This window comes from Neobacillus sp. GCM10023253 (assembly GCF_042653105.1).
Lineage (GTDB): Bacteria > Bacillota > Bacilli > Bacillales > Cytobacillaceae > Neobacillus > Neobacillus citreus.
On the sequence record NZ_JBHSHV010000028.1, the window covers coordinates 57,644 to 76,684 of the forward strand.

15 protein-coding genes are annotated in these 19,041 nt (G+C 40.3%); 4 read left to right on the forward strand and 11 right to left on the reverse strand.

The window, feature by feature from the left end; translation table 11 throughout:
- Positions 1 to 64 precede the first annotated feature (64 nt).
- A complete protein-coding gene (locus tag ACFPA1_RS25510) occupies positions 65 to 1,618 on the forward strand; it encodes an ABC-F family ATP-binding cassette domain-containing protein (protein WP_378587069.1) in 1,554 nt (517 codons plus the stop codon).
- Between the two features lie 341 nt (positions 1,619 to 1,959).
- Here the strand turns inward: ACFPA1_RS25510 and ACFPA1_RS25515 are convergent, their stop codons facing one another.
- From ACFPA1_RS25515 to cax, 9 genes are all read right to left on the reverse strand, one after another.
- Positions 1,960 to 3,894 carry a fructose-1,6-bisphosphatase gene (locus ACFPA1_RS25515; RefSeq protein ID WP_378587072.1) on the reverse strand — a complete coding sequence of 645 codons (1,935 nt, stop codon included), beginning with the start codon at positions 3,892 to 3,894 and terminating at the stop codon, positions 1,960 to 1,962.
- A gap of 628 nt (positions 3,895 to 4,522) precedes the next feature.
- Complete coding sequence (rlmD, locus tag ACFPA1_RS25520) at positions 4,523 to 5,911, reverse strand: 23S rRNA (uracil(1939)-C(5))-methyltransferase RlmD (protein WP_378587075.1); 1,389 nt, start codon at positions 5,909 to 5,911, stop codon at positions 4,523 to 4,525.
- Between the two features lie 15 nt (positions 5,912 to 5,926).
- Positions 5,927 to 6,793: a DNA-3-methyladenine glycosylase family protein gene (locus tag ACFPA1_RS25525; RefSeq protein WP_378587078.1), complete on the reverse strand. Its 867-nt coding sequence runs from the start codon at positions 6,791 to 6,793 to the stop codon at positions 5,927 to 5,929.
- A gap of 75 nt (positions 6,794 to 6,868) precedes the next feature.
- Positions 6,869 to 7,666, reverse strand: coding sequence for a delta-lactam-biosynthetic de-N-acetylase (gene pdaA / locus ACFPA1_RS25530; RefSeq protein WP_378587081.1), 798 nt, complete (start codon positions 7,664 to 7,666; stop codon positions 6,869 to 6,871).
- 79 nt (positions 7,667 to 7,745) lie between these two features.
- Entirely contained in the window at positions 7,746 to 8,702 is a 957-nt protein-coding gene (locus ACFPA1_RS25535; protein WP_378587084.1) for a nuclease-related domain-containing protein, read from the reverse strand.
- Positions 8,703 to 9,131: 429 nt separating this feature from the next.
- Entirely contained in the window at positions 9,132 to 10,676 is a 1,545-nt protein-coding gene (locus tag ACFPA1_RS25540) for a fumarate hydratase (protein WP_378587087.1), read from the reverse strand.
- A gap of 151 nt (positions 10,677 to 10,827) precedes the next feature.
- A complete protein-coding gene (locus ACFPA1_RS25545; RefSeq protein ID WP_213146575.1) occupies positions 10,828 to 11,028 on the reverse strand; it encodes an SE1561 family protein in 201 nt (66 codons plus the stop codon).
- A gap of 194 nt (positions 11,029 to 11,222) precedes the next feature.
- Complete coding sequence (locus tag ACFPA1_RS25550; RefSeq protein WP_241113933.1) at positions 11,223 to 12,032, reverse strand: YfkD famly protein; 810 nt, start codon at positions 12,030 to 12,032, stop codon at positions 11,223 to 11,225.
- 469 nt (positions 12,033 to 12,501) lie between these two features.
- Positions 12,502 to 13,557, reverse strand: coding sequence for a calcium/proton exchanger (gene cax, locus ACFPA1_RS25555; protein WP_378587092.1), 1,056 nt, complete (start codon positions 13,555 to 13,557; stop codon positions 12,502 to 12,504).
- A 183-nt stretch (positions 13,558 to 13,740) separates the two neighbouring features.
- On the opposite strand from cax, the gene ACFPA1_RS25560 reads away from it, so the two are divergent.
- Both ACFPA1_RS25560 and ACFPA1_RS25565 read left to right on the forward strand, forming a co-directional pair.
- Positions 13,741 to 14,916, forward strand: coding sequence for an MFS transporter (locus tag ACFPA1_RS25560; RefSeq protein ID WP_378587095.1), 1,176 nt, complete (start codon positions 13,741 to 13,743; stop codon positions 14,914 to 14,916).
- 169 nt (positions 14,917 to 15,085) lie between these two features.
- On the forward strand, positions 15,086 to 16,999 hold the full coding sequence (locus tag ACFPA1_RS25565) for a heavy metal translocating P-type ATPase (protein ID WP_378587099.1): 1,914 nt from the start codon (positions 15,086 to 15,088) through the stop codon (positions 16,997 to 16,999).
- Positions 17,000 to 17,385: 386 nt separating this feature from the next.
- On the opposite strand, the gene ACFPA1_RS25570 is transcribed toward ACFPA1_RS25565, so the two are convergent.
- Positions 17,386 to 18,222: a YihY/virulence factor BrkB family protein gene (locus tag ACFPA1_RS25570; RefSeq protein WP_213146572.1), complete on the reverse strand. Its 837-nt coding sequence runs from the start codon at positions 18,220 to 18,222 to the stop codon at positions 17,386 to 17,388.
- Between the two features lie 17 nt (positions 18,223 to 18,239).
- Positions 18,240 to 18,605, reverse strand: a complete 366-nt coding sequence (locus ACFPA1_RS25575; RefSeq protein ID WP_213146571.1) for a YtxH domain-containing protein — start codon at positions 18,603 to 18,605, stop codon at positions 18,240 to 18,242.
- A gap of 178 nt (positions 18,606 to 18,783) precedes the next feature.
- Between ACFPA1_RS25575 and ACFPA1_RS25580 the strand changes: the two genes are divergently transcribed.
- Entirely contained in the window at positions 18,784 to 19,008 is a 225-nt protein-coding gene (locus ACFPA1_RS25580; protein WP_213146570.1) for a DUF1128 domain-containing protein, read from the forward strand.
- The last annotated feature ends 33 nt before the right edge of the window (positions 19,009 to 19,041 follow it).

The following is a 19,041-nucleotide window of genomic DNA, read 5'->3' on the forward strand; positions in this document are numbered from 1 at the left end:
AAATCCGGTCTAAATCTAGTATGATATCCACATGCATATGTAACATTAGATAAGGGGTAAAAAAATGAGCGTATTAAATGTACAAAATTTAAGTCACGGTTTCGGTGATCGTGCGATTTTTAATAATGTGTCTTTTCGACTTTTAAAAGGAGAGCACGTTGGGCTAGTTGGGGCAAATGGTGAGGGTAAGTCTACTTTCATGAATATTGTTACGGGGAAGTTGCAGCCCGACGAGGGGAAAGTTGAGTGGTCACGAAAAGTTCGTGTAGGTTATTTAGACCAGCATGCTGTACTTCAAAAAGGTACTACGATGCGTGAAGCTTTGAGTACTGCTTTTCAATATCTTTTTGATGCTGAATCAGAGATCAATGAGCTTTATGCAAAAATGGGCGATGAAGGCGCTGATATTGATGCATTACTTGCAGAAGTTGGAGAGCTGCAAGAAACTTTAGATAGTAATGATTTCTATCGAATTAATGCAAAAGTGGAGGAAGTTGCTCGTGGTCTAGGATTAGACGATGTTGGACTCGATCGAGATGTAGATGATCTTAGCGGTGGGCAACGTACGAAAGTTTTGCTAGCTAAGCTTTTGCTAGAAAAGCCTGAAATCCTATTACTAGACGAGCCTACGAACTATTTGGATGAACAGCATATCGAATGGTTGAAGCGCTATTTACAGGAATATGAGAATGCATTTATCTTGATTTCACATGATATTCCATTCTTGAACAATGTTGTTAACTTGATCTATCACATGGAAAACCAAGAGTTGAACCGCTATGTTGGTGACTATGATAACTTCTTAAAAATATATGAAATGAAGAAGCAACAGCTAGAGTCCGCTTACAAGCGTCAACAACAAGAAATTGCTGATTTGAAAGATTTCGTTGCTCGTAACAAGGCAAGTGTTGCGACTCGTAATATGGCGATGTCTCGTCAGAAGAAGCTCGACAAAATGGAAGTTATTGAATTGGGGAGAGAGAAGCCGAAACCAGAGTTTAACTTCAAAGAAGCTCGTGCAGCTAGTCGTTATATTTTCACGGCTGAAGATCTTGTTATTGGTTACAATGAACCACTTTCCCGCCCTCTGAATTTAAAAATGGAACGCGGACAAAAAATTGCATTCGTGGGTGCAAACGGTATTGGTAAGTCTACTCTTTTAAAAAGTATTCTCGGGTTGATTAATCCCATTTCGGGTAAAGTGGAACGTGGTGAGTATCAACACATCGGTTACTTCGAGCAGGAAGTTAAACAGTCCAACTACAACACTTGTATTGAAGAGATTTGGAGCGAGTTCCCAAGTATGAATCAGGCTGAAGTCCGAGCTGCTCTTGCAAAATGTGGATTAACGACAAAACATATTGAAAGTAAAGTCGAAGTCCTTTCTGGTGGCGAAAAAGCCAAAGTTCGCTTGTGTAAAATTATTAACACAGAAACGAATTTATTAATCCTAGACGAACCTACCAATCACTTAGATGTGGACGCAAAAGAAGAATTGAAGCGTGCTTTAAAGGCATATCGCGGAAGTATTTTGATGGTATCCCACGAGCCTGATTTCTATCGTGAAATTGCGACCGATATTTGGAATTGTGAGGATTGGACTACGAAAGTGTTTTAAAAAAGATGAAGGGGTACCCAATGAATAAAATTCACTCGAGTACCCCTTTTGTTATTAAGTAACCTGCAAAAGTAAAAGAAGCGGAGATTTTCCGGTTAAATGCAAAATGGAGCTCGTTTCGGGGTAAATAAGCGGAGGTTTTCCGTCTAAGCAAAGCAATATCCCTTATTTTCACATTTTTCAAGCCAATAGGCGGAATCTCTCCGCCTATTTATTCTATTTTCATTAGTAATTACAAATTAAGCGAAATTTTTCCGTCTATTTATCAGATTGAAAATTAATGGTGGCTAAAGAATATCATTCAATTCATCAAGAGCTGTTTTCGATTCAAATAATTAAATTTACTTCATATAACGATACTCCATCAACCCCTTCAAAGCAGAGACTTCCTCTAATAATTCCTCCCCTACATTTGTTTCCAGTACCAATTTTCTTTCTACCACTTTGTCCACTATTCTTTTCATTGATAAAACATCCATGCCATTTTGCAAGAGATTTTCTTTGCAATTAAAATGTTTATGAGCAACCAATTTCATACCGAATGAATTATATAATAAAGTATACCCAGCAATCCCTGTAGTCGATTGATAGGCCTTTGAGAAGCCACCGTCAATAACAATCATTTTTCCATTTGCTTTAATTGGGTTTTCCCCTTTAATTTCCTTAACAGGCGTATGCCCATTTATGATATGACCATGATCGGGATTTAGATTAAATTCTGCTAAAATTTTGCGGCAGATTTCTTCCTTTTCCCGTAAATAGTAATATGGATTCTTTTTCTCTTTATGAGTTTCTTTATCTTTAATAAAATACCTTTCAAAGGTTGTCATTTCCCTCTTGCCAAAGAGTGATGAATATTCGCCTGTCCATAAATACCAGACCATATCTGTAGAAAGATCATCGGTTTCTTCAGGGTGTGCAAAAGCGTATCGTAAATGATGTTCAAAGACATCCAATAACTCCCGACCGTCATACGTTGTATTTTCAATCATCATTTTTTCCATATTTCCTTTATCATCTAAAGGGATACAGCCATGTATCAATAAGTTACCATTATATTTCAAATATAGGCTGCCTTTCTTCATAAGGAAGTTCATATGTCTGGCCAACTTTTCCGAATGTTGAAGACAAAATAATAATTTATCTATTACCTTCTGTTCTTCCTCTAACAATTGACTTGGGTTTTCTGGATTAATAGTTGCAAAGCAAGTATATTCCAGTGGATATGTCTTTCCATGAATCACTATTTCGTTTTTATCATAATTAATTTTCTCAAGTAATAGCCTTCCTGACATATTAAAGAATGGTCGTCTCTTAATGATAGGAATTTCAAGTTTGAACTGAATCATGGCAATTGCTTGATGAATTTTTGTGATTTGTAATTCTTCATCCTCTGATAGATATTTTCCAGAAGTTTTTTTGGGTCTAAAAGCCAGATTATCCTTGTAGTATTTCTCAGCTAAATTTAGAAGTGGTATTAGATTGATTCCATACACATCTTCAATAATATCTAAATTATCATACCGAGCACAGATACGGAGAATATTAGCTAGACAAACCTTGGAACCAGCATACGCACCTAGCCATAATACATCATGATTTCCCCACTGAATATCAACAGAATGATAATTAATGAGTGTTTCCATAATTTGGTCAGGCTCAGGTCCACGATCATATATATCCCCCACTACATGAAGATGGTCCACAACCAACCTCTGCATGCAATATGCAAGACCAATAATAAGCTTATCAGCCTGATTAAGAGTAATAATTTGCTGAACAATTTTGGTGTAATAAGGTTCCTTATTTGTGGATTCTTCTTCCGTTTTGTATAATAACTCTTCTATAATATAAACAAACTGTTCAGGCAATGCTTTACGTAATTTCGAGCGTGTATATTTAGAAGAGGCAAAAGAAATGAGTTTAATCATATGATTAATTGTTTCAGCATACCACCCGTTTAATTCCTGTTTATTGTCGAAGCTATTCTTAATTAACTGTAATTTTTCTTCAGGATAATAAACCAATATCGTCAATTCATTGATACCTTTCTCAGATAATATATCCTTAAAAAGTTCTTCGATTTTCTCTTTTATTCTCCCAGATCCATTTCTCAATACATGCTGAAAAGATTGGAATTCCCCATGTAAGTCACTGACAAAATGTTCTGTTCCCTTTGGTAGATTAAGAATAGCTTCCAAATTAATAATTTCTGTAACCACTTTTTCTTCGGTATCATATTTTTCGTCTAGCAAATCTAAGTATCTTTTATCCAAGTGATGTATCCCCCTTATATAAGGTCCTTTTGTTGATATCCCTTTATTTCTGTTTAGTTTGTCCTTAAGAGTACGGCTCTAGAACATCAGCTTGAATTTTTAGGGAAAGGCATTGCCCAATTCCTCAATCCCTTAATCAGTTTTTTATCTACTTTCATTTCCTCTCCCACCTGACCTCCGCCCTTTTCTCACTCTTCCCCACTTTCTCCCAAATAATAATTATTCCAGCTTTTTTCACGCTTTTTCTCAATTTGTGTATAAACTGTGCATGAATTCTGAATAAAAATTACGTTCCATAGTAGTGATAAGGTTTAAGGGACAATAGGAGTTAAGGTTGAATGATTCACATTTCTTCCTACACCCTCAACTCCTACTCTGCTCCTGCTTTTCTCCTCTTTTTCGGGCATAAAAAGAACGAAGGTCTGCTGAAATCTCTCAGAAAACCTTCGTTTTGGGAATAATGCTATTTTGGTAAGCTAAAAGACGTTCTAAACTTAAACGAGTTAACGCCGACAATCCTTCATACATTGGTTGAGAAGATTACTTGTAATCAAGATGGAACTGTCCATATTCAATACAGCTTTGTTAATCCTCAACAAGAAATGTAAGAGGCAACACCCAGAAGGGGTTAGTTGCCTTTCTTTAAAATGAGTTGCGAGATACATTCGACGTGCGCCGTCTGCGGGAACATGTCCACTGGCTGTATATATTTCACATCATATTTGGAACTGAAGGTTTGAATGTCTTTTGCCAAGGTCGATGGATTGCATGAGATGTAAATGAGCTTTGTTGGTTCTGCCTGAAGGATGGTTTGAATTAACTGTCCCTCAAGACCTGTTCTAGGTGGATCGACAACAATTACATCGGGCTTCCAACCCTTTTTGACCCATTTTGGCAGGACCTCTTCTGCCTTTCCAGGTACATATTTTGTATTGTTCAATCCGTGACGCTTTGCGTTTTTCTTCGCATCCTCAATCGATTCTGGGATGACGTCCATTCCACGGACTTCTCCTGCCTGATCGGCGAGCCATAACCCGATAGTGCCCACTCCACAATAAGCATCTACTACTTTTTCTTGACCAGTCAGCGCGGCTGCTTTTTTCACTTCATTATAAAGCTGTACGGTCTGAACTGGATTTAATTGAAAGAACGTCCTTGCAGAAAGCTCAAATTGAAGATCTCCTAGTGTTTCTTGGATAAACTCTTCACCCGCTAACGGAAGTGTTTCTTCGCCAAAAATAAGCGACGTCTTTTGCCCATTTATGTTCTGAATAATTGATTTCACATTTGGAAGACGTTTTTGGATTTCCTGAATGATGATGTCCACTTTTGGTAATTCTTTTTGTGTTGTGATTAGGACTATTTGTAGTTCGCCTGTTTGAATGCCAACCCGTGTAACAATGGTTCGAACAATACCTTTTCTGGATTTTTCATTATAAATAGGAATTTTTAATTCCTCTAAAATCCTTTTAACCGCTGATGTTGCTTCATTTGTTTGTGAATGCTGCACAGCACATTCGTCAATATTAATCAATTGATGGGAATTAAGGCCATAAAGCCCAGCAAGTACCTTGCCATCTATTGCCTTCACTTGAAAACTGCTCTTGTTTCGATATCCCCATGGGTCTTCCATTCCAATGGTTTCACGGATATCAAGTTTTTCAATGTTGAGCTTTGTATGGCGTTCAAGAGATTGAATTACGATATCACGCTTTTCCTTAAGCTGCTGTTTATAGTCCAAATGTTGCAGTTGGCAGCCTCCGCATTGGTCGTATACCGGGCAAAGCGGCTTTACTCGATGCGGCGACTTGATGCGGATTTTCTTAATTTTTGCCTCAGCATGCTTCGGATGGATATTTGTTGCTTCTACCACCACTTCCTCGCCTGGAAGCGCACCTGGCACGAAGACGACTTGCTTTTTAAAATAGCCGACACCTTCACCGTTAATGCCAAGCCTTTTGATGGTCAGCGGAAAGGTCTGTTTAGGTTGTATTTTGATATGTTGTTCTGTTTTCATAAAGTTCACTCCAAATTATTCGATGCTTCTCCATAAGTAAAGGGAAGCGTAGCTTAGATATGGTTCCCAGCCCTGTTTGTATTGTTCCATTTCTTCATAGGACGGCTTTTTTTCGAGCTGATATAGTTTCTTGATGGCGTTTTGTATGCCTATGTCAGCCAATGGAAAAAGATTTGGACGGCCCAGTCCGAATAATAAGAAATTTTCCACCGTCCACCTGCCGACGCCGGGGATTTTCATTAGCCGTTCAAAAACTTCCTCATCCGATTGGTTTTTCGAGGCGTCTAAGTCGAGCCCATTTTCGACGATTTCTTTGGCAATTCCAATGATGTATTCAGCCTTTCTGCCGCTTATTTGCAGTGGTCTTAACTCTTCCACCGTTAACCTAGCAGTTGTTTCCGGCTGTGGGAAAAACCATACTCCATCTATCACATAACCAAACGTTTTGACAAATCGCTCGGTCAAGGTATAGGCAAATTTCATATTTATTTGCTGGTGGATAATGCATTTTAATAACGACCCAAACAAATCGAAATCCAGAACCAGCGGGGTGCCAACGAAAGAATCGAATATTTCCTTTAAATCTGTTTTTTCAAAGTGGTCATGGACATTTGCTAAAGAAACATTCCATTGAAAAATTTCCGCTATACGCTGGATAATTGCATCTTTGTCGGCATCACTATTTCCTGAAACAATGAACGATGGTTCGTGTATTGTTCCCGCTGCCGTTACCTGTACTGCATGTGAACTGTCGTGTATGACAACCGGTACACGAATTGTACGTTTGGCTAAATCGAGCACCTTCAAAGGATCCGGCGCATGTCTTTCCAATACGCTGTCAAAATTATACGGACCGTCAATACGTATAGTTTCTTGCCACATATGGGCTCCATCCTTTAGTATTTTCCCCGTATTATAGCATGAAATAGAAAAAAACCGAATTTCAATGAAATTCGGTTACTTCTTCTTCGATTTCTTCTTCTTTTCATTCGGTTTCTTCATCAAATGGTCGAGGCTTTTGAATTTGTATCCTTTCTTTTTCATATCTTGGATGGTTTTTTCAAGAGCATCCGCGTTGTCTTTCGAAACGGAATGCAAGAGAATGATTGCACCTGGATGAACTTGCTTCATCATATTGTTGTATGAGTAATGCCAGCCCTTTTGGCTGTTTACATTCCAATCGACGAAAGCCAGGGACCAGAAAATATGTGTGAAGCCCTCTTCTTTTGCAATTTGCATCGTTCTTTCACTAAAAACACCGCGCGGCGGGCGCAGATAGCCCATTTCTTTTTGACCAGTAATCTCCTTAGTTTTATCCCTGACTTTTCGCAGTTCTGTACGGACCCTTTCGTCACTAACGCGAGTAAAGTCAGGATGGTGCCAGGAATGATTCCCAATGATGTGCCCTTCATCGACTATTTGTTTAGAGAGTTCCGGCTGTGACAGCAGGAAATGCCCAGTCACAAAAAAAGTCGCCGGCACTTTTTCTTTTTTCAGGACTTTAAGAATCTTAGGGAGGTGTCCGTTCTCATAGCCGCTGTCAAAGGTAAGATAGATGATTTTTTTATTCGGGTCACCTTTGTAAACTGCCCCGTATTTAGCAAGAATTTCATCATATTCCGCCCCTGCCTCCGGTGGCACTTCATCAACTGCTTTTTTAAATCCCCAATGTATCGGCCGATTCGGCAGAGCTGCATATGTAAGAGTCGGTAACAATAGGACCATTATGCTAAGTAAGCACAATAATTTTTTCATCCAAGTTTCCCCCAATATTGTTTTTTATAGTGTTTGTTCTCGGGGGGAAAACATAATTAACATATAAAGGAAAATGGGGTTAATTTGGTTGGTAGTATATTCGGCCCTTATTGGATCCAGTGGATGGGAGTTTTTTTAGGTTTAACAAATAGGTAGCCTGCCTTGAAGAGGGAATATGCAGAAATTCACGTAATTCTCTATTTGTTAACGAATTTTTTACAATTAAAAAATGGTCATTGATTGCTTCGATGTATGCATCCTGCGAAAGCAACTCGCATACTGGGCAATACCATTTCTGCCTTCGATATTGCATTGGTATATGTAAGCATCGTGGACAACAAACACCCTGAATAATTTCCTTTATTCCGATATCGAATTTTCGTAATACATCAATTTTAAGTGGGGTGTGTTTACTTAATACCAGCCTTTTTATTTTCCCAATTGTTTTCTGATCAATTCTTTCTGCGGTGTAGCGATTTTCCAGTTCCTCAATCTTTCTTAAAAGATTGCCTGCTTTTACTATCTTTTTTTCTGCTTCATGGTATCCCGGTGCAATCTTGATTACACTTGAGGACCTTGTCATTACAGCTAAAACTTCAATTGGTGCTGCAGGCAATTGGTATTTTTCAAGCAGGTATTGTAAAAGAATTTTATGGCGTATTGCCTGTTCTAACGGATTATCATATACCTCTTTTGATTCATTCACCTCCTGTATTAATTGGTCTTTTTCAATTGTAATTGTCCCTGCATAGTTTTTGGATTCAATAATAAGAGTTAGTTTAGGGGAAAGAAGAAGTGCATCTATTTGAAAGTAAGTATTTCCAATCGGGAGACGGAGGCCATGAAAAATATGATATTTTTTGTCAGGAATTAATCCAAGAAAATAGCGAAGTTTTTTTTCACCTTGGTAGCCAGAATATAATTTTTTTATTTCTTTTTCTATATTGGGTCTCTTAGGATGATATTGCGTTATTCTTCTTATGAGTGCTTCTGTTTGTTCCAGTGGAATCGGTTTATAAAGCTCTAAATCAAACAAAATGTTCCCTCCTTTAAAGTTATAGCTGATATTTTCGACAGAAAACGTCAATATCCCTGTTGATTTTTTTAAAATTGAGTATTTTATTTTTGTAGTTGAGAAAATATCTACAAATTTTGGAGAGATATCTACAATTTCTTAATTTTATCTACAAATTATTTAGGATATCTACAAATTACCAGCAGATAACTACAAATTGGCCCTTAGGACCCTATCTGAAGGGAAATCCTAGTATTAATTACGAACTGAAAACTTGCCGCTTGAAATGATATCTACAAATTTTCGGATGATATCTACAATTTTTCAAATATATCTACAAAATTTCCGAGATATCTACAAATTTCCGAAACATATCTACAATCTCACCCCCTCAGCGCCCACAAAAAAAAGATAGACCCGCTATGCGAGTCTATCCCAATCCCAAAGATCTTATTTAAAAACCGGCTCCTTAAACTGCGCCAATTTCTCCAATGATGATTTGTCAACATCAGCATGTAAGCTGTTGCCGTGCGAATCCATTGTAACTACCGCTTTGAAGCCCTCAACACGCAGATGCCACATTGCTTCAGGTATACCAAATTGCATTAAGTCAACGCCTTCGACACCCTTAATACAGTCAGCATAGTACTGGGCAGCACCGCCGATTGCGTTCAAATAAACACCCCCATGCTCTGCTAAAGCAGCCAAAGTCTTAGGGCCCATTCCGCCTTTACCGATAACAGCACGGATGCCAAATTTCTTCATGATGTCGCCTTGGTAAGGCTCCTCACGGATACTTGTTGTCGGGCCAGCAGCTTTCACGTGCCATACGCCGGCTTCATCCTTCAGCATAACCGGGCCACAGTGGTAAATCACTTGACCGTTTAAATCAACAGGTGCGTCATGGTCGCTTAAATACTTATGAATCGCATCGCGGCCAGTGTACATCATGCCGTTGATTTGCACAACGTCACCGACTTTCAAAGCACGAATTTGCTCTTCAGTAATTGGGGCTTGCAAAGTGATGACTTCCTGTTCAGAAGCAGCAGCAACTTCTTTTTCTGCCTCATCTTGTGCGAAATCAATAAACTCGCCATCTTGGTAAGCCCATTCAACAATTGCGCCAGTCTCAGGATCTATGGAAACACCCATGCGGCGGTATGCCCAGCAGTTGTAAGCAACAGACACATAGAAGCTGGCAGGAATGCGGTGCATGACACCGATTTTACAACCTAGCAAAGTTGCTTCGCCACCGAAGCCCATTGTACCGATTCCTAATTTATTTGCATTTTCAAGTACATACTCTTCCAATTTACGAAGATCTTCATTAGGATTCACATCATCAACCGAGCGGAATAACTGTTCCTTTGCCAAATCATAGCCGGAGGAACGGTCGCCGCCGATGCCGACGCCAATGAAGCCTGCAGAACAGCCTTGTCCCTGTGCCTGGTAAACAGAGTGCATGATACACTTGCGGATCCCATCAAGGTCGCGTCCTGCGCGTCCAAGTCCTTCTAATTCACAAGGCAGGCTATACTGAATGTTTTTATTTTCGCAGCCGCCGCCTTTTAAAATCAGCTTCACATCAATATAATCTTTTTCCCATTGATCAAATTTAACAACCGGAACGCCAGCCCCTAGGTTGTCGCCGCTGTTGGCACCCGTCAAAGAGTCAACAGCGTTAGGGCGCAGCTTGCCCTCTTTTGTTGCTTGAATAATCGCCTTTTTAATGGCTTCTTTTATTTCTAATTGGTTGACACCAACTGGAGTTTTAATTTTAAAAGTAGGAAGTCCTGTATCCTGGCAGATTGGTGATACCTGGTCGTCCGCCATTTTAATATTGTTGGTAATGGTCGCTAGGCTCATTGCAGCGCGAGTCCCGGCATTTTCTTGTTCCTTCGCTGCTTTGATAGCGCGGCGCACATCTTTTGGCAGCTTAGTGGAGGTTTCCACAATAAGGTCGTACATGCTTTCTTGGAATTTCTCGATATTCACGTGACTGTTTCCCCTTTCCCTATTTTCCCCTAATTATGCATAAATTTTTACAACTTTTTGACGGTTATAATTATACTCCTATAGGCGAAAGAATTAAAGGATTTGGATGTAATCGATTTCGTGGAAACTTTTTCTCAAAAAAAAGAGCCTGCTAATTAACAGACTCACTTAATTCGCGATTATTGAATTCTCTTATTTTTGATTCCAGCTCGTCAATCATCGTAATCAGACGGTCAATATCGTCTAAATCGGTATCTTCCGGGTCAATGGCTTCGAGAATGTCGAGAAACATATTAAGACGATGCTTTAAAAAGTCTAATTGGGAATTTTTATCATGAGTGGGACTGCCCATCGTAAATTCGCTCCTTTTTTTCAGTTGCCTTTTTCATCCTAACCAAATTTCAGTGGTTTTGCAATCTTCTTTTTTTAAATGAAAACTCGCCGATTGGCGAGTCCGTTAGGACGAAGACAGAGGCGTAGTTGAATTTCCTATTAGCTAAAAAAGCTCCTGCCGAAACCATTGGCAGGAGCTAGTTCAAAATAAATTTAGCGTGGACGTTCGGAAGCGAGAAATCCAAAGGAAACATAGTCCTGCACAGGAATCCATGCACCGATTCCCTGTGAGGTTACGTTTTTGATGACAATGAATTTGCGGTTTCCTTTTAACATTAAGTAGACTTCACCATACGTTACTTTTCCCTTTTCATTCACGGCAGGCGCATAAGCATAAAGGTAACCAAGCCGGTTTGAAGGGATGTTATAAATGTGATCGTTCTTTGTACCGGCACCGATAATTGTATCAAATGAGAGCGGCAGATTCGTTTTTTGCATTGCCTTTAAAAGAATCATTTTCTTCACGTCTTCGGCATTTGGAATTTTGGCCGTTAAACCGCCTCTGACAATTTTCTGCGCTTCCTGAACATATTTAATTTGATATGGAGCGTTGCCGCCGCGGTTATCAAAGTAATTCGTATTGATTTTTTGATACTCCCAATTCGTCGAGGTTTCCAAAGACTCATAGTTCAACGGCCACTGGCCAAGGTAAACGATGGCGCGGTAGCCGACAGCAAACGGTGTGCCGTTTATGCTTGATTCGTTCAGCATACGAATAAGGTCAGGGTTTTCAATTTTGACCTTTGAAGAATTTATAAGTTTTTTTGTCAAATCACTTGGCTGCAGAAAAGGCAAATCCTGAGTCGAATTAGGATATGTATTTTCCTTTGTGATATTCCTAACCGAGGATGGAATTTGGGTCTTTATCGGTTCCTTTTTTACAGCAGTTTTTTCAGAAAAGACAGACGGTATGAAAGAAACCATTAAAACAAAAATTAAAAGACCCGAGGCAATTTTTTTCAAAAGAAAAACTCCTTTCGCAAATAGCAAAAATAATCTGCTAGTAGTTTCTTCGGAGTTGGGCCATATTATCCATTGGCAAGTACTGCTTTTGCAAATTTTCTCAGTGTCCTAATTCTGTATCTATTTGCGCGGTCGAAAAGTAATAAAAATGTAATAATCCGAACATTTACAAAATTCAAATTACAGGTTATAATAAACTTAACTTTCAAAAAGGAGGGCTGCAATCAATCGACATAGCTTACTTAGTTTTTAATTATTATTAAGGAGGTTGGGATACTCTTATATATGCATTCAACAGTCGTGTTTTTCCTAAACTAAACATGAAGGTTGGTGGTTGATGGTCCCAAGTAAAAGCGATTGATGAAATACCCTATATGAAAGAATGTTCGGTCCAAAACATAAGTCTTATCCCGTATGATAAGAAAAGACTCTAAGCCAATCGGCTTGGAGTCTTTTTTAGTGAAAATGATTATATTAGGTAAAATCCAATCCCCATAATGACATAGGCGGCAAGTAAGGTCAGACCTTCGAACCAGTTGGTTTCACCATCGTTGGAAATGACAACCATCAATAATACCGATGAAACCATCGCGATTAGCTCCTGCCAGCTGAATAGTAACGGCATAGATTTTTCGTATAACAAGGAAATTAACACTAAAATCGGGGCAACAAACATCGCAACCTGCAAAGTGGAGCCAATGGCGATTTCCACAGCTACATCCATTTTATTTTTAAAGGCCATTAACACCGCTGAAGCATGTTCAGCCGCGTTTCCGACGATGGCTACAATGATAATCCCGATAAACAGCTCCGACCAGCCAAAGGATTCCGCCACAAATTCGAAGGTATGAACGAGATTCTCGGAAATGTAGGCAACCGCCAGCGTTGCTAAAAGCAACACCAGGATGGCTCTTCCTTTCCCCCACTCCGGCTCTTCATTATGATGCTGGGCCTCGTTATCACTTTGATAAACCCCACGATGCGTAACAAGCTTAAAAAATAAAGCTGCGAGGTAAAGCAGGATTAAAATAACCGAAATGCCGACACTCAGAGATAATTTCTTAGTATCATTCATATCCATTGAAAAAACCTCTGGAATAACAAATGCAATCATCACCGCAAACATTAGCAATCCGGAATTATGGCGGGCGTCATAGACATTAAACTTCTGCCGTTTGTATTTTAAGCCGCCGACAAAGAAAGACAGACCTGCCACTAGCAGCAAATTCCCGAGCACCGAACCTGTCAACGATGCAAGGACAACCCCGACAAGCCCGGCTTTTAAGGCAAATACGGAGATAATCAGTTCGACGGCATTTCCAAAAGTGGCGTTCAACAGTCCGCCGATACGCGGCCCAGCCACAATGGCCAAGCTTTCCGTTGCCCGCCCCATATAGCTTGATAATGCAATGATTGTTAAACAGTAAATAATAAATAGGATAATACTTGGCCAATGCATCAGTGTCCCAATAACTGAAACGGGGACCCCGATAAATGTCAGCAGCATAAAAATTTTATTTGTCACCGATTTCCCTCCATATATGTATATTTTAATCGCTTCTCTTTTTATCTTTCTTTCCATTATGCCCAAATTTTTCAAACTAAAGATTACCATTTCAAGGAATGAACTTGCAACATTTTTCTTGCAAATAAAGCATAATCTGATTTACCATCATTAGGAAGAACGTCTGAAGTAGAGGAACATTCAATGAAAAATAATTTTCGGTTTACAATCCTAGTCAGCATTGTGGCCATCTCGGGTTTCTCGCAGGGAATGCTGCTGCCGCTGATTGCGGTTATTTTTGAAAAAGGCGGGGTGTCTTCCTCATTAAATGGACTTAACGCAACCGCTCTTTACATCGGAATATTGTGTGTGGCTCCTTTTATGGAAATGCCATTACGAAAATATGGCTATAAACCAATCATTATTGTGGGCGGCGGGCTTGTGTTTACCGCGCTTGCTTTATTTCCGTTATGGAAGGCCTTTTGGTTTTGGTTCTTCCTAAGGCTGATGATTGGAATTGGCGATCACGCCCTGCATTTTGCGACCCAGACCTGGATTACCTCCTTTTCGCCGCCAGATAAGCTAGGAAGAAACGTTTCCTTGTACGGCCTTTTCTTTGGCATTGGTTTTGCCGCCGGTCCGCTGATGACACCGCTGGTCAATCTAAATGAAGCCCTGCCATTTATAGTATCTTCCATTCTTTGCTTAATCGGATGGGGATTTGTCTTTGTGCTTAAAAATGAATTTCCTGAACAGGAAGTGAAAATTAATTCCTTTTTTTCAACGGTCAAACAGTTTACAAAAGCCTTAAAATACGGCTGGGTTGCATTTTTGCCTACGTTTGTTTATGGCTTCCTGGAAGCTTCCTTGAACGGAAGCTTTCCGATCTACGCTTTACGAATGGATTTAGCAGTATCGAGCGTATCCCTTGTTTTATCAGGATTTGCCATTGGCAGCATCATTACTCAGTTGCCATTAGGACTGTTAAGTGACCAATATGGGCGAAGGAAAGTTTTAATGACAGTTCTTTTTCTCGGCTTTTGCAGTTTTACAGCCGCCAGTTTTGTCGAGCATTCGTCATTTGGCTTATTCCTGACCTTCCTTGTCTCCGGCATGCTCGTCGGGTCTACTTTCTCATTGGGAATCAGCTTCATGGCCGATTTGGTACCGAGAAATTTGCTGCCGACCGGAAATTTACTATGCGGCATCTTTTACAGCCTTGGAAGCTTAGCCGGCCCTGTTATCGGCGGTCTATTTATTAAGTATTTTCAAAACGTCAGCTTCTTTTACATTATTAGTACGCTGCTGTTGTTTGTCTCCTTCACCATCTTTATGTTTGGAAAAAGAAACGTCTTTATTCCCCACCAAGAAAATTCTTAGCGCAAAACCGTATCCATCTCATAAAATGTATGGTACAATGAAAACAAATAAGAATAATTCTAATTAGTAAGTTCTGCTGTCATCGCTTGATGACAGCTTTCGTGTTTTTTAGGGGTTGTGATTTTGATTATTTTTCTCAATTAGATTTCATTAAAGGAGGGTGAAAAGAATGGTTTCCGAAACAAAAGTTCTCACGAAGGGAATTCCAAAGACCAGTTTTCTAGAAAAAATAAAACCGCATGCAGAATTGATTGCTGCCGGGTTAAGTGGTGTCTTCATCCTTGCAGGCTGGCTTCTCGATAAAAACGGCCAAGAAGCAGAATCAATTGTTGCCTATCTGCTCGCATTCGTCATTGGCGGCTTTGCCAAAGCAAAAGAAGGCATTGAGGCAACCTATGAAAACAAAGAATTAAATGTTGAAATGCTGATGATTTTTGCCGCGATTGGTTCTGCCATTATCGGATATTGGACAGAGGGGGCTATCCTCATCTTTATTTTTGCTGTCAGCGGGGCAATGGAAACCTACACGATGAATAAAAGCCATAAGGAAATTTCCTCACTCATGGAGCTGCAGCCTGAAGAGGCCGTTCTGATCTCCGGCGGTTTAGAAAAGCTGGTTTCGGTATCTGAACTGCGGGTCGGCGACCTGATACTCATTAAACCGGGCGAACGGGTTCCGGCCGATGGAATGATTGTCAAAGGGTATACAAATATCGACGAAGCAGCGATTACCGGTGAGTCAATGCCTGTTTCCAAAGGCGAACAGGAAGAGGTGTTTGCCGGAACTGTGAATCTGTCCGGTGCTATTACTGTCAATGTTTCAAAGGAAAGCAGCGATACTCTTTTTCAAAAAATCATTCAGCTCGTGCAATCGGCCCAAAGTGAAAAGTCGCCGTCACAGCTTTTCATCGAGCGCTTTGAGGGAACATATGTTAAGGTGGTCCTGCTAGTAGTATTGGCGATGTTCTTCGTACCGCACTTTTTGCTTGGCTGGGACTGGCACGAATCCTTTTACCGGGCGATGATTTTATTGGTCGTAGCCTCCCCATGTGCGCTGGTGGCTTCGATTATGCCTGCCACTTTATCGGCAATTTCCAATGGAGCAAGGCACGGAATATTGGTAAAGGGCGGAGTCCATTTGGAAAACCTCAGCCATTTAGGAGCCATTGCTTTCGATAAAACCGGTACTCTTACAAAAGGCAAACCGGTTGTGACTGAAGTGATCGTCAAGGATGGGCTTGATAAAGACAGCCTGATTTGGAAAGCCGCTTCGATTGAAAGTCATTCCAATCACCCGCTTGCGCAGGCGATTGTGAAATATGCGAAGGAAAACGTTTCTAAGGAGTTATTTCATCCTGACAGCCTTGAGGACGTCCCAGGCTGGGGAATTAAAGCGGTAGTAAATGGGGAACAGTGGAAGATTGGTAAAGCTGCGTTTGTTGGGAAAGAACTAACAGAGAAATTCGCGGACGGTCTTGCAAAAGATCTTGCGAGCCAGGGCAATACCCTTGTTTATGTGGAAATTGACGGAGAATTAAGTGCCGCAATAGGCTTAAAGGATGTTGTCCGCGAAGAAACAAAGCTTGCTATTGACCACTTAAAAAAACAAGGCATTCATACGATTATGCTAACCGGTGACAGTGAAAAAACGGCGAAGGCGATTGCCGCAGAAAGCCACGTATCGGAATACTTCGCCGAATGCCTGCCGGAAACAAAAGTGGAGTACCTGAAAAAGTTAAAAGACAAATATAAAAATGTCGCCATGGTCGGTGACGGTATCAACGATGCCCCGGCACTCGCCATTGCCAATGTCGGGATTGCCATGGGAGAAGGATCGGATGTGGCCCTGGAAACGGCAGATATTGTTCTTATGAAAAACGACCTGCCAAGGATTTCAGAAGCCATTCGGTTGTCACAGCGAATGAACCGGATCATTAAGCAAAATGTTGTTTTCTCGATTGCGGTCATCATGGTGTTGATTTCGTCCAACTTCTTTCAGATTATCGACCTGCCGTTTGGCGTCATCGGCCATGAAGGCAGTACAATTCTGGTCATTTTAAATAGTTTACGGCTTTTAAAATAAGGATGCGGGCGCACTTCGCAAGTTGGGGCGCGTTATCCGCAAGTGGACTGTGCTTTCGCAAGTTGGGAGCCGCTATCCGCAAGTGGGAGCTGCTATCCGCAAGTTGAGAACCGCTATCCGCAATTGACAAGCGCCTATCCGCAAATTAGGCAAACATTAAGGACCGGGTACCAAAGTACCCGGTCCTTTTCTATAACTATAACCATTAATGGTATCCGTTTGACCCATTAGCGGATCCTGATGTCTTATTTCCTTTGCTGCCCTTGCCTTTTTGTTTCGTGCCGCCGTCTTTTTTTGTTTGTTTTGTCATCGTCCAAACCTCCCTAGTAATGAAGTAGTCCCCAATCCTAGTTTGGACAGTTAAACGGTTTTCATAAAGGTAAGTATTAGCAGTTAGAACGGTTTTCTTCACTGAAAAATGCATTAATTTCGCCGCCTAAAATGATGATAAAGGCAGAAATGTACAGCCAAAGCATCAACACAATAATTGCTCCAATACTACCGTAGGTAACCGAATAATTGCCGAAATTCCCCACATAGTAAGATAAACCAAGCGAGGAAATGATCCAGCCGACAGTCGCAAAGGCGGCACCCGGAAAGGCACTCCGGCAGCGAAGTTTAACATTTGGAGCCACCCAGTATAGTCCTGTAAAAATTAGAAATAAAATAATCGCGCTAACAGCCAGACTTAATGTATTCCAAAGTTTTAGAAATTCACTTGAATAGCCAAATTGCGAAAATAAAAACAGGCCTATTTCCCTGCCAAACACCGGCAATACGATGGCGACAATAAAAACGATTACCATTCCGAACGTCAGCAAAATGGCCATGCCGCGGGAAACGATAAAGGAACGACTTTCTTCGACATTATATGCCTTGTTAAAAGCCCTCATAATCGCATGAATTCCATTAGAGGATGACCAAATCGTCCCAATTACCCCGAAAGAAAGCAATCCGCCATTCCGGTGACTCATGATTTCACTTATATTTTTTTCAATCAATTTCATAGCATCTTCCGGCGCAAAGCCGCTTATAATCCCTAAAACATCATGTTCGTGAAAAGGGAGATAGGGCATTAGGGTAAAAATTACAATTAAAAGCGGAAACAGTGAAAGAAGAAAATAATAGGCTAACTGCGCACTCATTCCCGGAAGATCATCCTCGTCAATCCGGTGCCAAAGCAAACGGATTAACGAAGATCGAACATTTCCTTTGTCCTTCATTATCACTTCTCCTTTATTTATTTAAATTCTTTTTCATCAAAGATTTCCTCAACAAAGTCGGTATCCACATCATCTCTGAAAGTTTTCTTTGTCTCCCTGATTGTCTCGGTCACTTTAGGTGTTAGGTCGCGAAGCTCATCCACCTTATCCATGATATAGGAGATATCTTCTCCCGCCTGCTCGACGGTATCCATAATTTTCTCTGCCGTTTCCTTTACCTTCCCGACCATTTCACCCGGATGTCGGACAACATAAGACACCTTTCCGGAAACTTTGCAAGCGTGCTCCTTCATGATTTGACGGGTTTGTTTGTCGAAGAGACTAATCGCTCCGCCAGCAATGGCTCCAATCAGCATTCCTTGCCAAAATTTATTCTTTGTCATCTTAACCTCTCCTTGCTTAATCATAAAAATGAATGAAAATTATTCCAATGAATTTTCCTATCATTTATTTTGCTTTATCTAGAAAGGGTATGCAAGTCTGGCCCTAATTTTTCTGTGTTGACATCATTCAGTGAACATGAAAAGATGGACATATGAATTTCCGAAAGGGTGACCGAAAATGGATTTATCGTTGAAGTCAGTAGAAAATGTTGAATATATGATTGAGCAAATTAAAGAGAAGTTAAAGGTTTTGAATCTAGGCGCAATTAAACCTTCCCATTTTGATGAGGAAATGTATGAAGAGTTGAAAGAGATTTATGAAATGGTAATGAAAAAGAATTCTTTCAGCCCTAATGAAATGCAGGCTCTAGTTGAAGAATTGGGAAACTTGCGTAAAAAATAAAAACAGACCTCGAATGAGATCTGTTTTTTATTT

Excerpts from the sequence above, each read along its gene's own strand:
- ACFPA1_RS25510 (WP_378587069.1), top strand. The coding sequence starts at position 65 with ATGAGCGTATTAAATGTACAAAATTTAAGTCACGGTTTCGGTGATCGT.
- rlmD (WP_378587075.1), bottom strand. The coding sequence starts at position 5,911 with ATGAAAACAGAACAACATATCAAAATACAACCTAAACAGACCTTTCCG.
- ACFPA1_RS25525 (WP_378587078.1), bottom strand. The coding sequence starts at position 6,793 with ATGTGGCAAGAAACTATACGTATTGACGGTCCGTATAATTTTGACAGC.
- pdaA (WP_378587081.1), bottom strand. The coding sequence starts at position 7,666 with ATGAAAAAATTATTGTGCTTACTTAGCATAATGGTCCTATTGTTACCG.
- ACFPA1_RS25545 (WP_213146575.1), bottom strand. The coding sequence starts at position 11,028 with ATGGGCAGTCCCACTCATGATAAAAATTCCCAATTAGACTTTTTAAAG.
- ACFPA1_RS25560 (WP_378587095.1), top strand. The coding sequence starts at position 13,741 with ATGAAAAATAATTTTCGGTTTACAATCCTAGTCAGCATTGTGGCCATC.
- ACFPA1_RS25565 (WP_378587099.1), top strand. The coding sequence starts at position 15,086 with ATGGTTTCCGAAACAAAAGTTCTCACGAAGGGAATTCCAAAGACCAGT.
- ACFPA1_RS25570 (WP_213146572.1), bottom strand. The coding sequence starts at position 18,222 with ATGAAGGACAAAGGAAATGTTCGATCTTCGTTAATCCGTTTGCTTTGG.
- ACFPA1_RS25575 (WP_213146571.1), bottom strand. The coding sequence starts at position 18,605 with ATGACAAAGAATAAATTTTGGCAAGGAATGCTGATTGGAGCCATTGCT.
- ACFPA1_RS25580 (WP_213146570.1), top strand. The coding sequence starts at position 18,784 with ATGGATTTATCGTTGAAGTCAGTAGAAAATGTTGAATATATGATTGAG.